A 19437-nucleotide genomic window follows, 5' to 3' on the forward strand; every position below is an offset into this window, starting at 1 on the left:
CGTACGCGTGCCGCGCATCCGGCGGCCCGGCGCAGCGCTGACAGAGGGGGGTTTTCAGCACCCGGATAGGGGTTTCACGTAGGGAGCCGGACGACTTACGCCGGACGCCGTACTGGTGCACAATCGATCTTCGCTGGAGTGAATCGAGTTGAGGGAAGCGATGACTACCGCAAGCCGACTGCGCTGGGCCGACGCCCTGCTGTTGATCGTGGGCTACGTGGCGCTCGACTGGCTGAGCTTCTTCCATCCGCTGCACGGTCTCTACATCACGCCCTGGAATCCGGCGCCCGCGCTGGCTCTGGTCTTCATGCTGCGCTACGGCTGGAAGGCAGCCGTGCCGCTCGCCGTGGCGGTACTGCTGGCCGAGATCTGGGTCCGCAGCCTGCCTGCCGCGCTGCCGGCATCGATCGCCATCGCGGTCATGCTGGCGCTCGGTTATGGTGCGATCGGCGGTGTCCTCAGGCGACGAATCGGCGGCCTCGGGATTTTCTCCGATCGCTCCGGCATGCTGCAGTGGTCGGGGATCGTCGTCGCCGGCACGCTGTTGACCAGCCTGTTCTTCGTCCTTTCGCTGGTCGGGCTCGACCTGGTTCCGGCGGCGGGCTGGCTGGAGGCGGCTGGCCGCTACTGGATCGGCGACGGCGTCGGGATCCTGGTGTCGATGCCGCTGCTCTGGATGTTGCTCGACGAGCGCGGCCGGGTGCAGCTGCTGGCCTCCGTCACGCGACCGGACACCCCCGGCTATCTCCTGGCTGCGGCGGCTGCCCTGTGGGCGGTCTTCGGCCTTGGCGCGGAATCGGAGTTCAAGTATTTCTACCTTCTTTTCCTGCCGATCATCTGGGCCGCGGCACGCGAAGGCCTGGCCGGGGCGGTGCTCAGTGCGGCCGTGATCCAGGTCGGCATCATCCTCGTCGTGCATCTGCAGGAATTCTCCGCGGTCAGCATCCTGGAGATCCAGGTGGTGACGGTGGTGCTGGTCCTCGCCGGTTTCTTCGTCGGCGTGGTGGTCGACGAGCAGCAGCGGATCAGCGCCGAACTGCGTCACACGCTGCGCCTCGCCGCTGCCGGCGAGATGGCCGGTGCCCTGGCGCACGAGCTGAATCAGCCGATCACCGCGCTCTCGGCTTATGGCTCGGCTTGCGAGGAGTTGCTCGCGCGCGGCGAAACAGGTGATCGCCTGAAGGCGACCATCAAGCTGATGGTCGCCGAATCGTATCGCGCCGCCGAGGTCGTGCGCCGGCTGCGCGATTTCTTCCGCACTGGCACCACCCGCCTGGAGCCGGTTGCCCTGGACGAGCTGCTGGCCGTGGCGGCGGCTCCGTTCGCCGACCAGGCGGCCAGGACCGGCGTCGCGCTCACCGTCGGGCCGATGCCGGAAGGCGTCCTGCTGGCAGATCGCCCACAGCTCGAAGTGGTGCTCCGCAATCTGCTTGCCAACGCCTTCGGCGCCGTCGCCGAGCGGCCGGCAGGTGCGCGCACGGTAAGCGTCTCGGCTCTGCCGGAAGGTCACGACCGCATCTGCATCAGCGTCGAAGACAGCGGCAGCGGCTTGAGCGCCAGCGCTGCAGCACGCCTTTTCGAGCCCTTCAATTCCACCAAGTCGAGCGGCCTCGGGCTGGGCCTGGCCATCAGCGGCGCGATTGCCGAGGCGCATGGTGGCAATCTCTGGGCGGAGGTTGGCGATCGCGGCGTTTTCCGGCTCCTGCTGCCTTTCGAAGGGAGTCCTTCAGGTGTCTGACCTGAGCGTGTTCATCGTCGACGACGACGCCTCCGTGCGCGATTCGCTTGGCCTGCTGCTCGGCCTGCGCGGCTATCGCACGGCGATCTTCGCCGATGCCGAGAACTTTCTCCAGGCCTTGTCACCGGATTGGCGTGGCTGCGTTCTGCTCGACATCCGAATGCCCGGCATGGACGGCCTTGCCCTGCAGCGGCGCCTGCTCGAAGCTGCTTGCAGCCTGCCGGTGATCGTCATCACCGGGCATGGCGACGTCGAATCGGCACGCGCTGCGTTCAAGGCGCAGGCGGTTGACTTCCTCGAAAAGCCGCTCGATCAGGCCAAGCTGATGGTGGCGATCGACGAAGCCTTCGCGAAGTACCAGAGCAGCAGTCAGCGGCGTGAGCAGCGCAGCCACTTCGCCGGACTGCTGGCGACCCTGACGCCGCGCGAACGCGAAGTCATGGAACTGATCGTCCGCGGCGGCCACAACCGCGACATCGCCGACGAACTGGGGATCAGTCCGCGTACCGTCGAAGTGCATAAAGCGCGGGTGATGCAGAAGCTGAACGTCGATGGGGTCGCGCAGCTGGTGCGGTACAGCCTGGGCGAGCGCTGAACGGCGCTTCGCCGGCGCCGGCGTGACGTCAGCGCCGGTGCTCAAGGCACCGGCTCGTGCCGGCAGCGTCGCGGTCGGGCAGTTGTCCGCGCAGGAACCCGCTCGCCTCACCGGACAGGGCGCCGGCAACTAGCCGCGACCCTCGCCGACAATCCGCGCCGCCTCGATGAAGGCGCTGTCGACGGCTTCGATCTCGGCGATCAGGCGCGCGATCTCGCTGCTCCCGTGCAGCGCCCGCAGTGGCGCCGCGAACTGCGGCAGAAACTCCGCCAGCAAGCGCTCGCGCTCGCCGCCCCACTGCTCCGCAAGCAGCGCCTCGGCCAGCAACCGGAGGATGTTGGCACTGTCGTTCTCGACCTTGACCGAGTGCAGGACGGCGTTGGCGAGCTGGCCGTTGCCGATGGCGACGAAGGCGCGCTCGAACAGCGACAGCTCGCCGAGGGTCAGCCGTTCGCGCTCGCCGGCGACCTGCGCCAGCAGTTCGTCGAGCAGCGACGCTTCGGTCGTCCGGCGGGCGAGGCGCTCGGCGGCGTCGGGGTCGTCAGCGGCGCACAGCACGCCGACGCCGGCAGCGAAAACCGCTCGCCGCAGCTCCGGGTCGTCAAGGCGTACGCCCGCCAGCGCCGTCGATAGCGTGGCCTCGAGCAGCGGCGGCCAGCCGGCCGGGCCGCCCTGCAAAGTGCCACAGATGTCGATCAGCGCCTGCGCGCGGTCGCCGTCGTTGACGATCGCCAGCGCCTGTTCGAGGCAGGCGGCGACCAGCCCTGCCGCCTCGGCCGGGCAATGCCGGGCGTAGCGGACGACTGCTTCGGCCAGCGCCGTCGCCGCCCTCGCCTGCGGTTCGTTGCTGCCGGCCTGGCGGCCGACGATGTCGGCGACCATCCGGCTGATGTACAGCGCCTGCGGCCTGGTGTCGGCCCGCGCGGCAACCGCCGGCAGCAACGCTTCGAGGGCCGCGCGACCGGCCTGGCAGCCCTGCGCGCCGTCGAGCAGGCACAGCGCGCCGCGCACGACGATCGCGTCGTGCGCGTCGGCAAAACGGCCGGCCAGGGCGCGCAGCCTGTCGGCCAGCGGTGGCAGGCGGTCGCCGAGCGCGTCGGCGACCTCGGCCAGCTGCGCGATCACCCCGGCGAAGGCCCTGGCGCTGATCGCGTAGCCGTGGCCGCCAAGCGCATCGAACCACTCCAGCAGCCGCTGGTACTGGATTGCCGCCTGCTCGACGTCGCTGTGGCAGAGACTCGCCGAGAGCGTGGCCAGGATGTCGATCTGCTCGTCGACCCGCAACTCGCCGAGCCGCTGGCCGACGAACTGCCCCAGGCGAGCGGCGGCCGGCTCGCCCTGCCGGGCCAGCGTGCGGAGCAGCGGCGCGACGGCGCGCAGCGCGTCGCCGTAGAGGCTGGCGCCCTGCCGTTGCTCCAGTTCGTCGACCAGCGCCTGCACCCAGACGTCGCGCCGGGCGGCATCAGCGGGCTGCGCTTCGAGCACCAACACCATGCTCTCGGCGAAGTTGCTGACCCAGGTCATCGCCCGCAGCTGCGCCAGCGCCTGTTCGCTCGCCCCGTCCTCGTACAGCGACAGGGCCAGCAGGCGGCGCAGGTCGTCGTCGTCGCCTTCGGGCATCTGCGCGAGGCATAGTGAAGTCGCCCGGGCCAGCTCGGCGCCGCCGGCAACGCCCAGCAGCGGCGCGGCGGTGGCGCCAAGCCGGGCCAGGTCCCCGGCGTCCGCCGGCACGTCGCCGTCGCGGGTCATGGCCATGATTCGCGCGCGCATCGCGTCGCGCGCCGGCAGGTCGGCGGCGAAGGCGGCACCCGTCCGGCGCAGCAGGCCGATCAGGGCGTCGATCCGCTCGCTGCCGGTCAGCGTCGCCGCGAGATCGAGCGCGCCCGGCCAGTCGCCGCTTGCCGCCAGCGCGTCAGCCAGCGTCGCGGTGAAGATCTGGCGATTGATCGCCAGGTCGTGGTGGGAAGCATCGGTCAGCGAGCCGGCGGCGGCCAGCCACCCGGGCAGTTCCCCAGGAAAGAACGCACGCAGTTCGGCGGCGGCGTAGCTGACGATGCGCGCGCCCTCGACGGCGTCGCGCTGCCAGCAGCGTTCGATCAGCGCCAGCGCCCGCTCCTTTTCTCCCAGCCGGCACAGATCCGGGACGATCTCCGACAGCGCGACGCCGGCGTAATCGCCGATCGACTGGTCCAGGTAGAGTTCGGCGAAGCGGCCCAACAGCGCGACGGCGTCCTGTGGCGGCGCGCACGCGGCGGGCCGCCAGCGGCGCAGCAGCGTGATCAGGGGGGTCTTGCCCAGCGACCCGTGCTCGAGCAGCGCCGAACCGTGGCCGGCAAGGTCGGCCAGCTCCGGCAGGACCTCGTCCGGCGCCAGGCTCTGCAGCGCTGGCAGCAGGCTGGCGACGACGAAAGCCCGGTCGGCGACCGAGTCGATGCCCGGCAGCGCCGCCCGCGCCCGGTCGAGCAGCGCCTGTGCCTGCTCACGGTCGGGCGGCGAGGCGCGCAGGGCGCTGGCGATGGCGGCGAGGCCGGCCGCGCGCAGCACCGGGTCGTCGGCGTGTTCGGCAAAATCGGTCGTCTGCCGGATCAGCGCTGCGCGCTGCGCCTCGGGCAGGCCGCGCTCGACCGGCAGCAAAGCCGCCAGCTTCGCCAGTACCTGCTGCTGCTCGTTGGCCCGCCGCTGCAGCGGCAACTGATCGATCACCTGCAGCAGCAGCGCCGCGGCGCGCAGGTGCTGGTCGTCGGCGCCGGACCGGTGTCCGTCGAGCAGCCGGCCGGCGACCGCCAGCAGCGGGTCGATCGCGCGCCCGCCGGCCTTGCCGAGGGCAGCGAGGCAGGCCAGCGTACGTTCGATCTCGCCGCGCGCGGTCCACGCCTGGTAGAGCTCGTCGGGGAAGCCGAGCATCAGCTCGCGCGCGGTCTGGCGGGCGACGACCAGCGCCAGCAGGCGCGGGTAATCGACTGCCGGCGCGCCGAGCAGCACGCTGGCGGCACGGCCGAGGTCGGCGATCAGCGTCGCCCAGCTGCCCAGTACCGACCACTGGGCGGCGATCCATGGGCCCGAGAACAGCCGCGAGAGTTCGTCGAGGTGGCCGGCTTCGGCCAGGTGCGTGGCCAGAAACGACAGCGCGTAAGGGCTGCGGTGCTCGCGCCAGCGCCGGCAGTAGTCGAGCAGCCGGCCGCGGTAATCGTTGATCCTGCCGATCCGTCGCGGGTCGGCAACGTACTGCCGCAGGCGCGGATGCGCCAGGCCGTAGCGGCCGCCGCCGTCGTCGCGTACCAGCCGTCGAACGCGCGCCAGGACCTGCTCGAAGAAGTCGCCCGCCCAGTCGTCGCGCAGACTGGCGTTGAGCGCTTCGAGGTCGGCGCGGGCGATCGGTCCGACGGCGGCGGCGAGCGTGCCGAACAGGTCACGCAGCGGCGCGTCGCCGGCGAGCTGGACGATCTGCCGCCACCAGCGGTCGAGATAAGCGTCCAGCCCCTTCGGCTGGTCGACGATCTGCTCGGGCACGACGACGCCGTTGGCGACGTCCTCGGCGAGAAAGCGGACGTAGAACGGGTCGGCGCCGCGCGCCGGGTCGTTCTCGTAGGCCGCCTGCGCGACGACGTGCGCAATCAGCGCCGGGTCGCACGCGATCCGTTCGCCGGCCGCGCCCAGCGCCGCGAACAGCACCCGGATGTCGTCGCTATCGAGGCCGCCGAGCGGCAGCACGGTGAGCTGATCGGCCGGCAGGGCGTATTCGCCACGCCAGTCCTGGCCGACGTCGCGCAGGGTGACGACCAGGTGCAGATTGGCCGCTAGCCGCCGGCTCAGGTAGGGCGCCAGCGGCCACTGCGTGACCTCGTCGAGGCCATCGAGCAGCAATAGCTGCTGGTGATCGAGCGGCGTATCGACGAACTCCTGGTACAGCGCGCGCAGTTCATTGATCGCCTCGGGCAACTCGGCGCCGTGGCCATGCCAGGCGGCCATCTGCTGCACGACGTTCTGCAGGAAGAGCTTCTCGGTCAGCGTCTCGTCGCCGTAGACCGGCGCGAAGAAGTGATAGGCAAAGGCCTCGGGGGTGGCGGCGACGAGGTTGGCGACCAGCGCCGTCTTGCCGAAACCCGGCGGTGCGGTAATCGCCAGGTAGCCGCCCGGCTCGCCGGCGGCGAAGTGCATGATCGTTTCGATGACCGCGCGGCGACCGGCGAAAACGCGCGTGCGATCGTCGATCAGCGGCTTGAACAGCGCCCGCAGCGGCGCGCGCAAGCGGATCGGGAGATAGCGGCGGCCACGATAGACGTCGAAGTCGAGGCCGCCGCCGACCAGCACGCCCTCGGCCGGCGGCAGCGGCGCCGGCATCCCCGGGACGGCAGCCAGCAGCCGGAGCAGTTCGTCGAGCTGCACCTCGTACTCGAAGTTCTTGCCGCGCAGCATCAGCGCGTCGCAGGCGGCGAGCCCGCGCAGCGGCGGCGGCAGCCGGTCCGCCTCGGGCATCGGCGTGTCGTCGAAGAGGACCGGGATCACCTGGCGACCGAGTTGCAGCGCGAGGGCGATTTCCTGGCGGACGAAATCGTCGTCGCTGTCGAGCCGCCGCTGGCCGCTGGCGCTGGCCGCCTCCAGCCAGCCGGGCGCGATCAGCGCCAGCAGCACCCGGCACGCCTCGACGCCCTGGCGCAGTCGCTCGGGAAAAACCGATCCGGCGTCGATCGACTCGCGATCGAAGAAGATCCGCTGCTTCTCGAAGCACCGGCAGAGGTCGCGGTACAGCGCCCGTGCGTGCCCGGCGGCGTCGCTGCGGCGGTAGCTGATGAACAGGTCAGTCGGCGGCTCGGCCATCGGATCGGCTCACTGCCGACGCTCGAGAGCAAGCCGGACCCCCAGGCCAAGCAGGATGATGCCGCTGGACCGGTACAGCCACACCAGGGCGGCCGGCCGCGCGCGCAGCCAGCCCGAGAGCAGGCCGGCGAAGAGACCGACCGGGCCCTTGACGCAGAAGGTCAGCAGAGCGAACAGCAGGCCGAGGACGAAGATGGTCAGGGTCGGTCGGGCGGCGTCGGGCAGGACGAACTGCGGCAGGAAGGCGAAGTAGAAGATCGCTATTTTCGGGTTCGAGATGTTGGAAAACGCGCCGTCCACGAACAGGCGCGCCAGCGAGCGCCTGGTCGCTGCGCCGACCAGGAGTTCGGCACGGCGGGTGCGGATCAGGCCGATGCCCAGGTAGACCAGGTAGGCGGCACCGACCAGCTTGAGCCCCAGAAAGACGAGCTCGGAAGCGCGCAGGATGGCGCCCAGGCCAAGGGTGGCGAGCAGCGTATGGCCCACCAGGCCGACGCTGACGCCGGCGGCGGTGGCGATGCCGGCTGCCGGTCCCTGCGCGATCGAGCGTGACATGACGAGAATCATGTCTTGCCCCGGAGTCGTGATCAGGACCAGCGAGGAGACCGTGAACAGCAGCCAGGAGGCTTCAGGCATACCATCCTCCCGGTCGCGACCGAGCCGGCGTCAAGCCGCTGGAAGCGGCGGCCTGGCTGGCGCCAGCACGCCACCGATGCCGATCATTGCCGGCAGCAGCGCTCACGATCCTGGCTTGCAGCGCAGCGGTTGCGTGCCGCGCCCCCAGACGATCGTCGCCTCGCCCTGGTGTTCCCAGAGCGACTCGTTGCGGCTTTGATAGCTGATGCCGCTGGCGCTGGGCTGGACGAACATCAGCGCCGTCCGGTCGCCACGCCTGGCGATCAGGGTCGGTGGCTCGGTCTTGAAAAAGGTGACGCTGACCGTGCTGGCTGGGCGGCCGTCGCAGCGATAGCGGATCGGACCGTTGCCGGGAAGCAGCCGATACCTGGCCTGCAACTCGGCGATTCGCCGGCGGTAGCTGTCCTCGACGCACTCGCGCCGAGCGGTGCTCTTCCAGCAATCGTTGCGCTCGCGGAGCCATCGCCGTTGCGCCGTCCTGAGCCCCGGCTGGCGTTCGTCGACCGCCTTGCGCTGGGCCTCGGCGAGCACTCCGGCCAGCTTGCTGTCGAGCTTCGCCAGCCCCTCGTCCCGGCAGACCAGTTCTTCAATGCTGCTGGTCGTCGCCTCGCGGCAGTCGACCGTCTGGACGACCGCCGGTGCCGGGACGCTGGCCCAGCAGGCCGGCGCCAGGACGATGGCCGCGGCGGTGATCAGGGTCCTGCATCGATCGGCGTTCATGGTGCTTCTCCCGCTGCGCTGGATCTTCGCTGGCCCGGATGGCCCGATCAGTGGTCGCTCCAAGCTTGATGTCCGTGCATGCACGACAAGAGCGAAGCCTGATTGTCCGCTCGCGCGGCGCGTCTTGACAAGTGCCTGTCGGTCTGGCGACGCGCCGCCAGCACGCCGCGGCGCCGCTCGGGCTATGCTGGCTGGCGGTACTTGCCCCAGGCGCTGCCGCTGAAGACCAGCAGGCCGAGCCAGATCAGGCCGAAGCTGAGCAGCCGTGCGGGTTGCGCCGGCTCGCCGAAGATCCACACCGCGGTCAGGAACTGCAGCGTCGGATTGATGTACATCAGCATCCCGACGGTGACCAGATCGAGGCGCTGGGTGGCGGCCGCGAAGGCCATCAGCGGCAGGGCGGTGATCGCGCCGGCGCTGATCAGCAGCAGCGTGGTCCGCAGGTCATGGCCACCGAACACCGCATGGCCGTGCCGCGCCTGCCACAGCGCGTACAGGCCACATACCGGCAGCATCGCCAGCGTTTCCAGCCACAGGCCGGAGATCGCGTCGACCGGCAGTTGCTTGCGCACCAGTCCGTAGGTGCCGAAGGTGGTGGCCAGGACCAGCGAAACCCACGGCAGGCTGCCGAGGGCGACGATTTCGTTGACCATCGCCAGCAGCGCCAGGGCCACCGACAGCCACTCCAGCCGGTTCAGCCGTTCCTTGAGTACCAGCAGGCCGAGCAGGACGTTCACCAGCGGTGTCAGAAAGTAGCCCAGGCTGGAGGCCATCACCTGCCGGTTGGCGACGGCCCACAGGAAGACCAGCCAGTTGGTGCCGATCAGCAGCGCGGCGACGCTGAGCATCGCCAGCTGGCGCCAGGTCCTGAAAACGGCGACGACCATCGGCCATTGCCGGCGCAGCGTCAGCAGCAGGCCGACCAGGACGAAGGCCCAGACGGCGCGGTTGCTCAGGACGTCCATCGGCGAGACGTCCGACAGCTGCCGGAAGAACAGCGGGAAGAAGCCCCACATGCCGTAGGCCAGCAGCCCGAAGCCGATGCCGGCCAGCCGGCGATTGCGATTCACCTGCTCAGGACTCACGGCGCAGGATGCCGAGTGCCGCCGAGCGATAGTCCCGCCGATAGAGGACGACCAGGATGATCACCGAAAGCAGCCCCAGCACGGTCGAATTGAGCAACCACCCGGACGCCGCCAGGCCGAAGTAGTAGGCGCGGATGCCGCGATTGAAATCATCACCGGCGAGGTTGTTGACCCCGCCGATCCGCCTGGCGTAGCCGTCGATCTCCGGCTCGCCGCGCTGACCGATCGGCGCCGCGCCGACCAGGATCGACAGCAGGTTGAATTGGCGCAGCGCCCAGGTGAACTTGAAGTAGCCGTAGACGAAGCTGCCCAGTACCAGCAGCAGCTTGATCTCCAGCAGTTCGCGGCTGCTCGCGCCACCGAGCGCCAGGTCGGCGGTGAAGTTCAGCAGCCGGTCGGCCGCGCCGAGGGCGGCGACCAGGCCGGCGATGATGTAGATGGTGGTGTTGGCGTAGAACGAAACGCTGGTCACCAGGTTGCCGATCAAGGTCGAGTCGGTGACCCGGATGTCACGTTCCAGCATCCGGTAGGCCCATTCGATCCGGTAACCATGAGCGCTGCCGATCAGCCCCTTGCAGGCCCAGCGGCTGTGCTCGGAGAACCAGGTGTAGCCGGTCCAGCAAGCCAGGAAGACGGACAGGGCCAGCCAGTCGACGATCGAGAGAAGCTGCAGTGCGCGCATCGGGCCATCTTGCCACAGAATGCGGCGCCGGCACGACCCGGCGCCAGTGGTGCTGCGCCCCGCCCGCTCAGTCGGCAGGGCCGCCTGCCGTTCCCGACGCGGCCAGCCTGCCGAGCAGCCAGTAGGTCAGCAGGAAGGCGCCGAGGTGGTAGGCGGTATTGAACAGCAGGCCGTACCGGGCATAGATCAGGATCGTCAGCGCCAGATACAGCAGCACCCCCGCGGCGACCAGCAGACGCCGCTGCAGCGGCCGCATCGCCGGCCTGAACAGGCGCAGCCAGCCTCCGGCGGCGGCCATGGCGACCATCAGCAGCCCCTGCGGCAGGGGATCGAGACCGCGAACATGGACCCCCTGGAGCAGATTGTTCACCAGGTCGGCGTGCAACTCGACGCCATGACGCAGTTCCGAACCGACGCCGCGGAGAACGCGGAATTCGTCGCTGCCGGCGCGGCCGTCGCCGACCAGGACGATCTTCCCGGCCAGCTGTCCGCCTGTGATCGTCGCCGCGGGCCCGGCAATCTGTTCGTAATCGAGGCGGCGCGCCGGCTCCCGCCAGGCCTCGATTGGCGCCAGACGGATCAGCGTCTCGGCGGCCTCGTCGCCGGCGGTCAATAGCGGGCAATCGCTGCGCGCCTGACCCGAGCGTTCGACCGGTGGCCGCACCGGCTGCAGCGGCCCCCGCCACAGCGTCTGGCCGGCGTCGCTGACAACGGTCAGTTCGCGCCGCTGGTCGTCCACCGCCAGCGTCGTACCGCCGACTGCCAGCGTGCCGATGGCGCTGAACTTGCCGATGACGCGACCACTCGCGGCGCCCTCGGCTGTGTCGGTAGCCGGGGCGGCGAGTTTGAGTACCGCGATCGGGGCCACCGAGGCATAACCGAGGCGGCCGCCGACGCACAGCAGGCCCCAGCCCCGGACCACTTCGGCGAGGCCGGGAAGTGCTGCCGGCTGCCCGTCGAGCAGTCGATTGACGCCAACGATGACCTGCGTTCCGCGCTGCCGGGCGCGCCCGATGGCCGCGATCAGTTCGTCGTCGCCGGCGCTCGGCTTTTCGAAGTAAATGTCGAAGACGATCACCCGGGCGCCGGCGGCGACCAGCCGGTCGATCACGCGGGCGTGCTCGCGACGCCACTCGGGCCCGAACGGGCCCAGCCGCGCTTCCGATTTCTCGTCGAAGCCGGCGATCACGATACGGTCGCTGACCGGTACGCTGGCGACCAGGTCGCCGAGCGCCATGGTGTAGCTCTCGATCCGGGTATCGATTCCGAGCGCGTCGAACAACTGCACCCAGGCCAGAAAGGCCATCAACAGCGCGGCGCTGGCGACGCTGTACCGCTGCCACTTGCGCAGGCGCTCGCTGTTCATCAGTTGCGCGAACTGGCCGAGCAGCGACGGCCGGTGCTCGATGCTGCGGATCAGCGTGTCTACGTCGATCTGAAAGCGCGTGTCGTCGAGCGGTTGCGCTTGATGGCGGGCGAGCGGGCCAAGCGCCGCCGGCAGTTCCTTGATGTCCGGCATGCGGGCGCCGCCAACCAGCACCGGGATCACCCGCTTGCCCTGTTTGAGTGCCTCGACGAGTTCGTAACGGACGAAATCGTCGGGCTGATCGAGGCGCCGGCCTTGCGCGTTGTGCGCGCTTAGCCAGGCCGGGCCGATCAGCGCGATGACCAGGTCGCTGGCGTTGATCCTGGCCTCGAGAATTTCGACGAAATCGTCGCCGGGCGCGATCTGGCCGATGTCCATGAACACGCGGTCGGCGCCGAAGTGCCCGCTCAGATGATCGTAGAGCCGTCCGGCCCAGGCGACGCTGTCTTCGCGGCGATAGCTGATGAACAGCCGGGGCGGGTCTTTCGCCACTGGCGAAGCGCCTTGTTCAGGCCAGTCCCGGCGCCGGCTCGGAACCCGACCTGGCGGCCGCGCGCCGCCTCGGGCACGGCCGGTCGCGTCCGCTGATCATTGCGGTTCCTTCGGCGACGAGCCGCGTGTCCGCGGCTTCCGCGGGCTCTCATGTTCGTCCAGCGACCCCTTGCTGGACGCCGCGCCGACGCCGATGGCAAAGATTCCGCCGACCAGCGCTGCCGTTCCGAGGTTGGAGTAGTTGGGCACCAGCTTGTCGAGATCGCTGATCCGGGTGCGGATCCGCTCCACTTCGGCGGGATTCGCGCGCCCGACGTCGATCAGAGCCGGGCCCGCGACCCACGCCACCTGTCCGGGCGCCAGCGAGGTCCGGGTCCAGCGCCCGCTGTTGGACGTCAGCCCGACCCGATCGTCGGCGACAATGACCGTGACCCGCTGTTCCGGCTCGACGCGAACCAGATACTCGGTACCCTCCGAAGCCGCGGTGGCGTATTCGGTCTGGACCTTGAAGTAGCCCTTGACCTTGACCAGCACCTCGCCGAAGTAGACGAAGATCGATCCCAGCCGGACACGCGTGCCGGGCTCCACGTAGACTCTGGCGCCGTCGGCGTAGCTGAGCACGACGGTCGATTGCGCGTCGGTCTCGACTTCATCGCCAGGCTCGACCGGCATGTCGTTCTTCGGCTGCGCGCGGACTCCCCGGTGGATGACATCGACCCCGGCAATTGCCTTGCCCTTGACCAGTTGCCCGTCCTGGACGACGTTGAGGGTCGTCGAAGCGCAGCCGGCAAGGACTAGCCCGAGCACCAGCAGCGTGCCAGACCGGCACCAGCGAAGCAGCGTGGACCGGTCGGAGGGGGTGTTTCTCGAGGTGCCTGAGTCCATGTGAATGCTCTCCCTTCCGCGGTTCAGCCCTGGCAACGCCTGGCTCGCAGCACACCGGGGCAGCGCGCGAGTCGAGTGGATCCAGGCCAGGGTGAGTAGCCTGGAACTCCCTGCCGGCCAAGCGGCGATCAGTCAGGGAATCGAGATACCACGTCCGGAGTATATTCAGGGCGGGCGGTAAAGACAAACAGCAGCCTGGTCCACCGTGGCCTGCGCATCGCCGGTAGCGCCCTGGGGCGACAGCCACGCCGGCTATAATCGCGCTTGCCTCGCCAGGGAATCGTGACTCATGTCTGATCTGCTCGCTCATCTCAATCCGCCACAGCTGGCTGCCGTCACGCTGCCGCCGCAACACGCGCTGATCCTGGCGGGTGCCGGCAGCGGCAAGACGCGGGTGCTGACCACCCGCATCGCCTGGCTGATCTCGACCGGCCAGGTCGGGCCGCAGGGCGTGCTGGCGGTGACCTTCACCAACAAGGCGGCGAAGGAAATGCAGGCACGCCTGGCGGCGCTGCTGCCGATCAATACCCGCGGGATGTGGATCGGGACCTTTCACGGCCTGTGCAACCGCTTCCTGCGCGCGCACCACCGCGAGGCCGGCCTGTCCGCGCAGTTCCAGATTCTCGATTCGTCCGACCAGCTGGCGGCAATCAAGCGCCTGCTGAAGAATCTCGGCGTCGACGACGAGAAGTTTCCGCCGCGCGAGCTGATGCACTTCATCAACGCGCACAAGGAGCAGGGGATTCGCGCCACCCAGGCCGAGGCCTACGACAGCTATACCAGCCGCCGCATCGAGCTCTATACCGAGTATGAAGGACAGTGCCAGCGTGAAGGGGTGGTCGATTTCGCGGAGCTGCTGCTGCGCTCGTATGAACTGCTGCAGCGCAACGAACCCCTGTGCCAGCACTACCAGGCGCGCTTCCGGCACATCCTGGTCGACGAATTCCAGGATACCAACCGCCTCCAGTACGCCTGGCTGAAACTGCTCGCCGGCCGCGGCGGCGCCCGCTCGCCGGCGACCGCGGCTGGCGCCTGGATCTTCGCGGTCGGTGACGACGATCAGTCGATCTACGCTTTCCGGGGCGCGGAGATCGGCAACATGCGCGACCTGCAGCGCGAATTCGAGCTGCCCAACGTCATCCGGCTGGAGCAGAACTACCGCTCGCACGGCAATATCCTCGACGCCGCCAACGCGCTGATCAAGCAGAACAGCGGCCGCCTTGGCAAGAATCTGTGGACCGAAGCCGGCGCCGGCGAGCCGATTCGCGTTTTCGAGGGCTATTCGGACATCGCCGAGGCGCGCTTCATCGTCGAGGAAATTTCCCAACTGGTGCGCGAAGGCGTGTCACGGCAGCAGGTCGCGCTGCTCTATCGCTCCAACGCCCAGTCGCGCGTCCTCGAACACGAGTTGGTCAGGCTTGGCGTACCGTACCGGATCCATGGCGGCCTGCGCTTCTTCGACCGGCAGGAGGTCAAGCACGCGCTCGCCTACCTGCGCCTGCTGGCCAACCCGGACGACGACACCGCATTCGCGCGGGTGGTCAATTTCCCGACCCGCGGGATCGGCAATCGCACTATCGAGGCGCTGCAGGAAAGCGCTCAGCGGACCAATTCGAGCCTCTATAACGCGGCAGCGGCTCTGGCCGGCAAGGCCGGCGCGGCGGTGGCCCGCTTCATCCGGCTGCTCGAAACCCTGCGCGGCGAAGCGAAAGACCTCGCGCTTCCGGAAGTGATCGACCGGATCATCGAGCAAAGCGGCCTGCGCCAGCACTATCTGGCCGAAAAGGAAGGCCAGGACCGGCTCGAGAACCTCGACGAACTGATCAACGCGGCGACCAGCTTCCTGCACGAGGATGAGCAGTCCCGGCCCGCCGGCGATGAGCTCGCGGATGGCGGCCCGCTGGCGTCGTTCCTGGCGCACGCCTCTCTCGAAGCCGGCGAGCACCAGGCCGGCGAGGGGCAGGAAGCGGTGCAGTTGATGACCGTGCATGCCGCCAAGGGCCTGGAGTTCGACGTGGTGTTCATCACCGGCCTCGAACAGGGTCTGTTCCCGCACGAAAATGCCGCGCAGGAACGCGATGGCCTGGAGGAGGAGCGTCGCCTGATGTACGTCGCCGTCACCCGGGCGCGCCACCGCCTCTATCTGACGCACGCGCAGACGCGGATGCTGCACGGGCAGACCCGCTACTGCCTGCCGTCGGGCTTTCTCGACGAACTGCCGGTGGAACTGCTGCGCAAGATCAACAGCGGGACCGCCAGCGCGCCAGCGGCGCCAACCCGCTCCGCGGCTGGCGCCGGCTGGCAACAGGCGCCAGCAGCCAACGGCCTGCGGATCGGCCAGAACGTCCGTCATGCACGCTTCGGTCTCGGAGTGATCGTCGCCGCCGAGGGCGCCGGTGTCGAAGCCCGCGTCCAGGTCAATTTCGGCGCCAGCGGCATGAAGTGGCTGGCCCTCGAGTACGCCAAGCTGACGCCGGCGTGAGCGATCAGCGATCACCTCGGAGTTTCCTGGCGAACGCCCGCGCGGTCCCGCGAATGGACTCGAAATCCGGCGGCGACCGTTCGATACCCACCGTTGCTGTGGATAAGTCTGTGCAAGAGGGTGTCGCTTTGCCCCGCAAGTGACCTCCACAACAGGTCTTTTTTGCGCTTGCTCAATAAGCGGGCACCGCACTAGACTGTGACGCTGGACCATTGAAGGAGATCGTCATGCCATTTGCCATCCGTATCCACCACCCCGGTGGGCCCGAAGCGATGAGCTGGGAGGAGGTCGAGGTCGGGAACCCGGCGCCCGGCGAGGCGCGGGTTCGTCACGAGGCGGTCGGGCTCAACTTCATTGACGTCTATCATCGCAGCGGCCTCTATCCGCTGCCCTTGCCGAGCGGACTCGGCCTCGAAGCGGCGGGAGTCGTCGAAGCGGTCGGCGAGGGGGTCAGCGAAGTGCGTGCCGGCGATCGGGTCGCCTACGCCGGTGGCCCGGTCGGCGCCTACAGCGAGCTGCGCTGCCTGCCCGCCCACCGGCTGCTCAAACTGCCCGAGGCGATCGGTTCGCGCACCGCCGCGGCAATGATGCTGCAGGGCCTGACCAGCGCCTACCTGCTGCTCCGGACGTACCGCGTACAGGCCGGCGACACGGTGCTGATCCACGCCGTCGCCGGCGGGGTCGGGCTGATTGCCTGCCAGTGGGCCAAGGCGCTGGGCGCGACGGTGATCGGCACGGTCTCGAGCCCGGCCAAGGCGGCGCTGGCGCTGGCCCACGGTTGCGACCACATCATCGATTACAGCCGCGAGGACTTCGCGCCGCGGGTGCGCGAGATCACCGGCGGCGAAGGCGTCGCGGTGGTCTACGACGGCGTCGGCAAGGACACCTTCGCCGGCTCGCTCGACAGCCTGCGGACCTGCGGCATGCTGGTCTGTCTGGGCAATGCCTCGGGCCCGGTGCCGCCCTTCGACCCGCTGCTGCTGTCACAAAAGGGCTCGCTGTTCCTGACCCGGCCGACCCTGATGCATTACACCGCCAGGCGTGCCGACCTGGTCGCGCTGGGCAGCGAATTGTTCGATGTCGTCGGTTCCGGCAAGGTCAAGATCGAGGTCAACCAGACTTACCCACTGCCCGACGTGGCCAGCGCACATCGTGACCTGGCCGGACGCAAGCTTACCGGATCGACGATCCTGCTGCCTTGATGGAGCGCCTGCGCGCCAGGCTGGTCGCTGTCCGCTACCTGCTGGCCACCGCCTGGCCGATCGTCCTGATCACGGCGATCGGCCTGGTCGTCGCCTATCAGTTCGTCGAACCCGAGCCGCCGCGCAGAATGACCATCAGCACCGGCAGCGAAGCCGGCGCCTACTTTGCCTATGCGCAACGTTACGCGCCGTTGCTGGCCGCCAAGGGGATCACCCTCGGGATCATGACCTCGGCGGGTTCGCTCGAGAACCTCGCCCGGCTGGACAAGGACGAAGCCGACATCGCTTTCGTCCAGGGCGGCATCCTGCCGCCGACCGACGACCCGGAATCGAGTCACCTGCGTTCGCTGGGCAGCGTCTCCTACGAGCCGGTGTGGGTCTTCTATCGCGGCCCGCGGCGGATCACCAGGCTGCATCAGCTGGCCGGCCAGCGGATCGCCGTCGGCGAGGAAGGGAGCGGCATTCGCGGACTGGCGCTGCAGTTGCTCGCGGCCAACGAGATCCCGCCCGACAGCCCGAAGCTGCTGGCGATGGGCAGCCTCGACGCGGCCGAAGCGCTGCAGCAGGGCCGCATCGACGCGGTGTTCATCGTCGCCGCGCAGGAAGCGCCGGTGGTGCAGGTGCTGCTGCGCTCGCCGGGTCTGCAGTTGCTCAGTTTCAGCCAGGCCGACGCCTACCTGCGGCTTTTTCCCTTCCTGTCGAAAATCGTCCTGCCGCGCGGGGTGGTCAATCTGGTCAGCGACGTGCCGCCGCGCGATACCGTATTGCTGGCAACCACCGCCAACGTCGTCGTTCGCGACGATCTGCACCCGGCGCTGGCCAACCTGGTGCTGCAGGCGATGACCGAAGTCAACGGCAAGAGCGGCTTCTTCCAGCACGCTGGCGAGTTTCCCGCGTACAAGGACCAGAGTCTGGTCCTGTCGGACGACGCCGGGCGCTATTACAAGTCGGGACCGCCATTTCTGCAGCGCTACCTGCCTTTCTGGCTGGCGGTGCTGGTCGAGCGGCTGTTCGTGATGGCGCTGCCGCTGGTGATGCTGTCGCTGCCGCTATTGAAGTTCGCGCCGGCGCTCTACAGCTGGCGCGTGCGGTCGCGGATCTTCCGTTGTTACGGCGACCTGAAGTTCCTCGAAAACGACCTGCGCAACCATTACCAGCCGGCGCGCCATGACGAGTACGTCCGTCGCCTCGACGGCATCGAGGACGACGCCTATTCACGCAATATCCCTCTGGGCTATACCGATCTGCTTTACACTTTGCGCGAGCACATCAACCTGGTTCGTGACAAGCTGCGACATCTCGGCACGACCCACGACAAGGACAATCACGCATGAAATCCTTCCTGATTGCCAATCCAAAGGGTGGTTCGGGGAAATCGACGCTGGCGATCAACCTGGCCGGCCATCTGGCCCGCAGTGGCCAACGGGTGATGCTCGGCGACGTCGACCGCCAGCAGTCGTCTCGCGAGTGGCTGCGCCTGCGGCCGAAGCTGCTGCCGGCCATTCGCAGCTGGGAGATCGAACCCGGCAAGACCGCCCGGCCGCCGAAGGGCACCACGCACGTGGTCCTCGACACGCCAGCGGCGCTGCACGGCAAGGCGCTCGACAACGTCGTCAAGCACGTCAACCGGGTGCTCGTCCCGGTGCAACCGTCGCTGTTCGACATGCTCGCGACGCGCCATTTTCTCGAAGCCCTGCTCGCCGAGAAAGCGGTCCGCAACGAGCACGCTTTCGTCGCCGTGGTCGGCATGCGGGTCGATCCGCGTACCCGCGCTGCCGCCGAGCTGGAGCGCTTCCTCGAGAAGTTCGACCTGCCGGTGCTCACCTATCTGCGCAACACCCAGCTCTATGTGCAGACCACCCTGAACGGCATGACGATGTTCGACCTCTCGCCATCACGCGCGGCCAAGGACCTCGAACAGTGGCAGCCGATCATCGACTGGGTCAATAACAGCTAGACGGCGGGCACAGCGGGCAAGCCCTGGATTCAGTCCACGTTCAAGGACCTGACGCTGAAGGCTCTGCCAGTCATCCACCGGCAACTGCCCAAGGATTACCACTCGTGACGCGGATACCGCTCCGCATTCCTGGGAGTCTTTGTCGGATCACCGCGCAAGAGTGGCACCCGCCAAAGAAGAGGCCGCGACCTCGATGCGAGTCGGGAAGCTTCCTTGGTGCAGCTGCTCTTCGCAACGCCGCCGATCCTCGGTCGACAAAGTCTTGTTCGCGATAATCAAGATCCACCATTCGTGCGCGCTTGCTTATCACGCTGGTGTTTGCCGCCGCCACGGTGGTGTTGGCGCAGGGGTCGCCCATGCGACTGCACGGCCCGTCACAAGAAGCAACGCGTCCGCAGCTACCGTATTACATGATTGTCGTATGCAATTTGGGCGCCCGGTGCGCCCAGAGCTTCCCGTTCGCGCGAAAAGCCTTGCCGCTGCAGCTGTCGGTGCCCGAGCGCAGTCCAGGCCACGAAGAGAGAAGTGCTTGATGCTGGCTGAGCGACGCGCGCTGGAACTCGGCACAGAACGGCTATGCATGACCGTAATCGAGTCCAGCCCCGTCTATCAATGTAAGTTCGATCCACGCCAGCTCGCCTGACTAACGGTCATGGCTGTTGACGGCAGCCACCCCGGATGATGAAAATTGCGTCTGCAGCGTCACTTGCACCGCCGATGTTGGCGCCACAAAAACCGGGAAGTGGCCGAAAGCCGTGAGGTGACCGTTTGCGCCGCTC

13 protein-coding genes are annotated in these 19437 nt (G+C 68.4%); 6 read left to right on the top strand and 7 right to left on the bottom strand.

The genetic code is table 11. The features are described 5' to 3' along the window. Positions 1-160: 160 nt before the first annotated feature. Both Q1L50_RS00795 and Q1L50_RS00800 read left to right on the top strand, forming a co-directional pair. Entirely contained in the window at positions 161-1738 is a 1578-nt protein-coding gene (locus tag Q1L50_RS00795) for an ATP-binding protein (protein WP_300335203.1), read from the top strand. Further along, on the top strand, positions 1731-2333 hold the full coding sequence (locus tag Q1L50_RS00800; RefSeq protein WP_300335204.1) for a response regulator: 603 nt from the start codon (positions 1731-1733) through the stop codon (positions 2331-2333). The genes Q1L50_RS00795 and Q1L50_RS00800 overlap by 8 nt, the downstream gene beginning before the upstream one ends. A 129-nt stretch (positions 2334-2462) precedes the next feature. Here Q1L50_RS00800 and Q1L50_RS00805 read toward each other — a convergent pair whose 3' ends face one another. From Q1L50_RS00805 to Q1L50_RS00835, 7 genes are all read right to left on the bottom strand, one after another. Further along, complete coding sequence (locus tag Q1L50_RS00805; protein WP_300335205.1) at positions 2463-7151, bottom strand: toll/interleukin-1 receptor domain-containing protein; 4689 nt, start codon at positions 7149-7151, stop codon at positions 2463-2465. A 9-nt stretch (positions 7152-7160) separates the two neighbouring features. Beyond that, positions 7161-7787 (bottom strand): LysE family translocator, encoded by a 627-nt coding sequence (locus Q1L50_RS00810; protein WP_300335207.1) that lies wholly within the window; start codon positions 7785-7787, stop codon positions 7161-7163. 102 nt (positions 7788-7889) lie between these two features. Beyond that, a complete protein-coding gene (locus Q1L50_RS00815) occupies positions 7890-8507 on the bottom strand; it encodes an MliC family protein (protein WP_300335208.1) in 618 nt (205 codons plus the stop codon). A 182-nt stretch (positions 8508-8689) separates the two neighbouring features. Further along, positions 8690-9577, bottom strand: a complete 888-nt coding sequence (gene rarD, locus Q1L50_RS00820) for an EamA family transporter RarD (RefSeq protein ID WP_300335210.1) — start codon at positions 9575-9577, stop codon at positions 8690-8692. 4 nt (positions 9578-9581) lie between these two features. Then, the gene (locus Q1L50_RS00825) at positions 9582-10274 is read right to left on the bottom strand and encodes a DUF599 domain-containing protein (protein WP_300335211.1); all 693 of its coding nucleotides are present in this window, start codon (positions 10272-10274) and stop codon (positions 9582-9584) included. A 67-nt stretch (positions 10275-10341) separates the two neighbouring features. Further along, complete coding sequence (locus Q1L50_RS00830; RefSeq protein WP_300335213.1) at positions 10342-12132, bottom strand: CHASE2 domain-containing protein; 1791 nt, start codon at positions 12130-12132, stop codon at positions 10342-10344. A 96-nt stretch (positions 12133-12228) separates the two neighbouring features. Next, entirely contained in the window at positions 12229-13017 is a 789-nt protein-coding gene (locus tag Q1L50_RS00835) for a FecR domain-containing protein (RefSeq protein ID WP_300335214.1), read from the bottom strand. Between the two features lie 289 nt (positions 13018-13306). On the opposite strand from Q1L50_RS00835, the gene Q1L50_RS00840 reads away from it, so the two are divergent. The 4 genes from Q1L50_RS00840 (at position 13307) to Q1L50_RS00855 (ending at position 18658) form a co-directional block, all read left to right on the top strand. Further along, complete coding sequence (locus Q1L50_RS00840) at positions 13307-15499, top strand: UvrD-helicase domain-containing protein (protein WP_300335215.1); 2193 nt, start codon at positions 13307-13309, stop codon at positions 15497-15499. Between the two features lie 227 nt (positions 15500-15726). Next, positions 15727-16701, top strand: coding sequence for a quinone oxidoreductase (locus tag Q1L50_RS00845; RefSeq protein ID WP_300335216.1), 975 nt, complete (start codon positions 15727-15729; stop codon positions 16699-16701). Then, the gene (locus Q1L50_RS00850; protein ID WP_300335217.1) at positions 16701-18035 is read left to right on the top strand and encodes a TAXI family TRAP transporter solute-binding subunit; all 1335 of its coding nucleotides are present in this window, start codon (positions 16701-16703) and stop codon (positions 18033-18035) included. Before Q1L50_RS00845 ends, Q1L50_RS00850 begins: the two co-directional genes overlap by 1 nt. Next, the gene (locus Q1L50_RS00855) at positions 18032-18658 is read left to right on the top strand and encodes a ParA family protein (RefSeq protein ID WP_300335218.1); all 627 of its coding nucleotides are present in this window, start codon (positions 18032-18034) and stop codon (positions 18656-18658) included. Before Q1L50_RS00850 ends, Q1L50_RS00855 begins: the two co-directional genes overlap by 4 nt. The last annotated feature ends 779 nt before the right edge of the window (positions 18659-19437 follow it).

The sequence above is a fragment of the Accumulibacter sp. genome, assembly GCF_029255145.1.
Taxonomy (GTDB): Bacteria; Pseudomonadota; Gammaproteobacteria; order Burkholderiales; family Rhodocyclaceae; genus Accumulibacter.

Excerpts from the sequence above, each read along its gene's own strand:
- Q1L50_RS00815 (WP_300335208.1), bottom strand. The coding sequence starts at position 8,507 with ATGAACGCCGATCGATGCAGGACCCTGATCACCGCCGCGGCCATCGTC.
- Q1L50_RS00810 (WP_300335207.1), bottom strand. The coding sequence starts at position 7,787 with ATGCCTGAAGCCTCCTGGCTGCTGTTCACGGTCTCCTCGCTGGTCCTG.
- Q1L50_RS00805 (WP_300335205.1), bottom strand. The coding sequence starts at position 7,151 with ATGGCCGAGCCGCCGACTGACCTGTTCATCAGCTACCGCCGCAGCGAC.
- Q1L50_RS00855 (WP_300335218.1), top strand. The coding sequence starts at position 18,032 with ATGAAATCCTTCCTGATTGCCAATCCAAAGGGTGGTTCGGGGAAATCG.
- Q1L50_RS00840 (WP_300335215.1), top strand. The coding sequence starts at position 13,307 with ATGTCTGATCTGCTCGCTCATCTCAATCCGCCACAGCTGGCTGCCGTC.
- Q1L50_RS00835 (WP_300335214.1), bottom strand. The coding sequence starts at position 13,017 with ATGGACTCAGGCACCTCGAGAAACACCCCCTCCGACCGGTCCACGCTG.
- Q1L50_RS00825 (WP_300335211.1), bottom strand. The coding sequence starts at position 10,274 with ATGCGCGCACTGCAGCTTCTCTCGATCGTCGACTGGCTGGCCCTGTCC.
- Q1L50_RS00845 (WP_300335216.1), top strand. The coding sequence starts at position 15,727 with ATGCCATTTGCCATCCGTATCCACCACCCCGGTGGGCCCGAAGCGATG.
- Q1L50_RS00850 (WP_300335217.1), top strand. The coding sequence starts at position 16,701 with ATGGAGCGCCTGCGCGCCAGGCTGGTCGCTGTCCGCTACCTGCTGGCC.
- Q1L50_RS00795 (WP_300335203.1), top strand. The coding sequence starts at position 161 with ATGACTACCGCAAGCCGACTGCGCTGGGCCGACGCCCTGCTGTTGATC.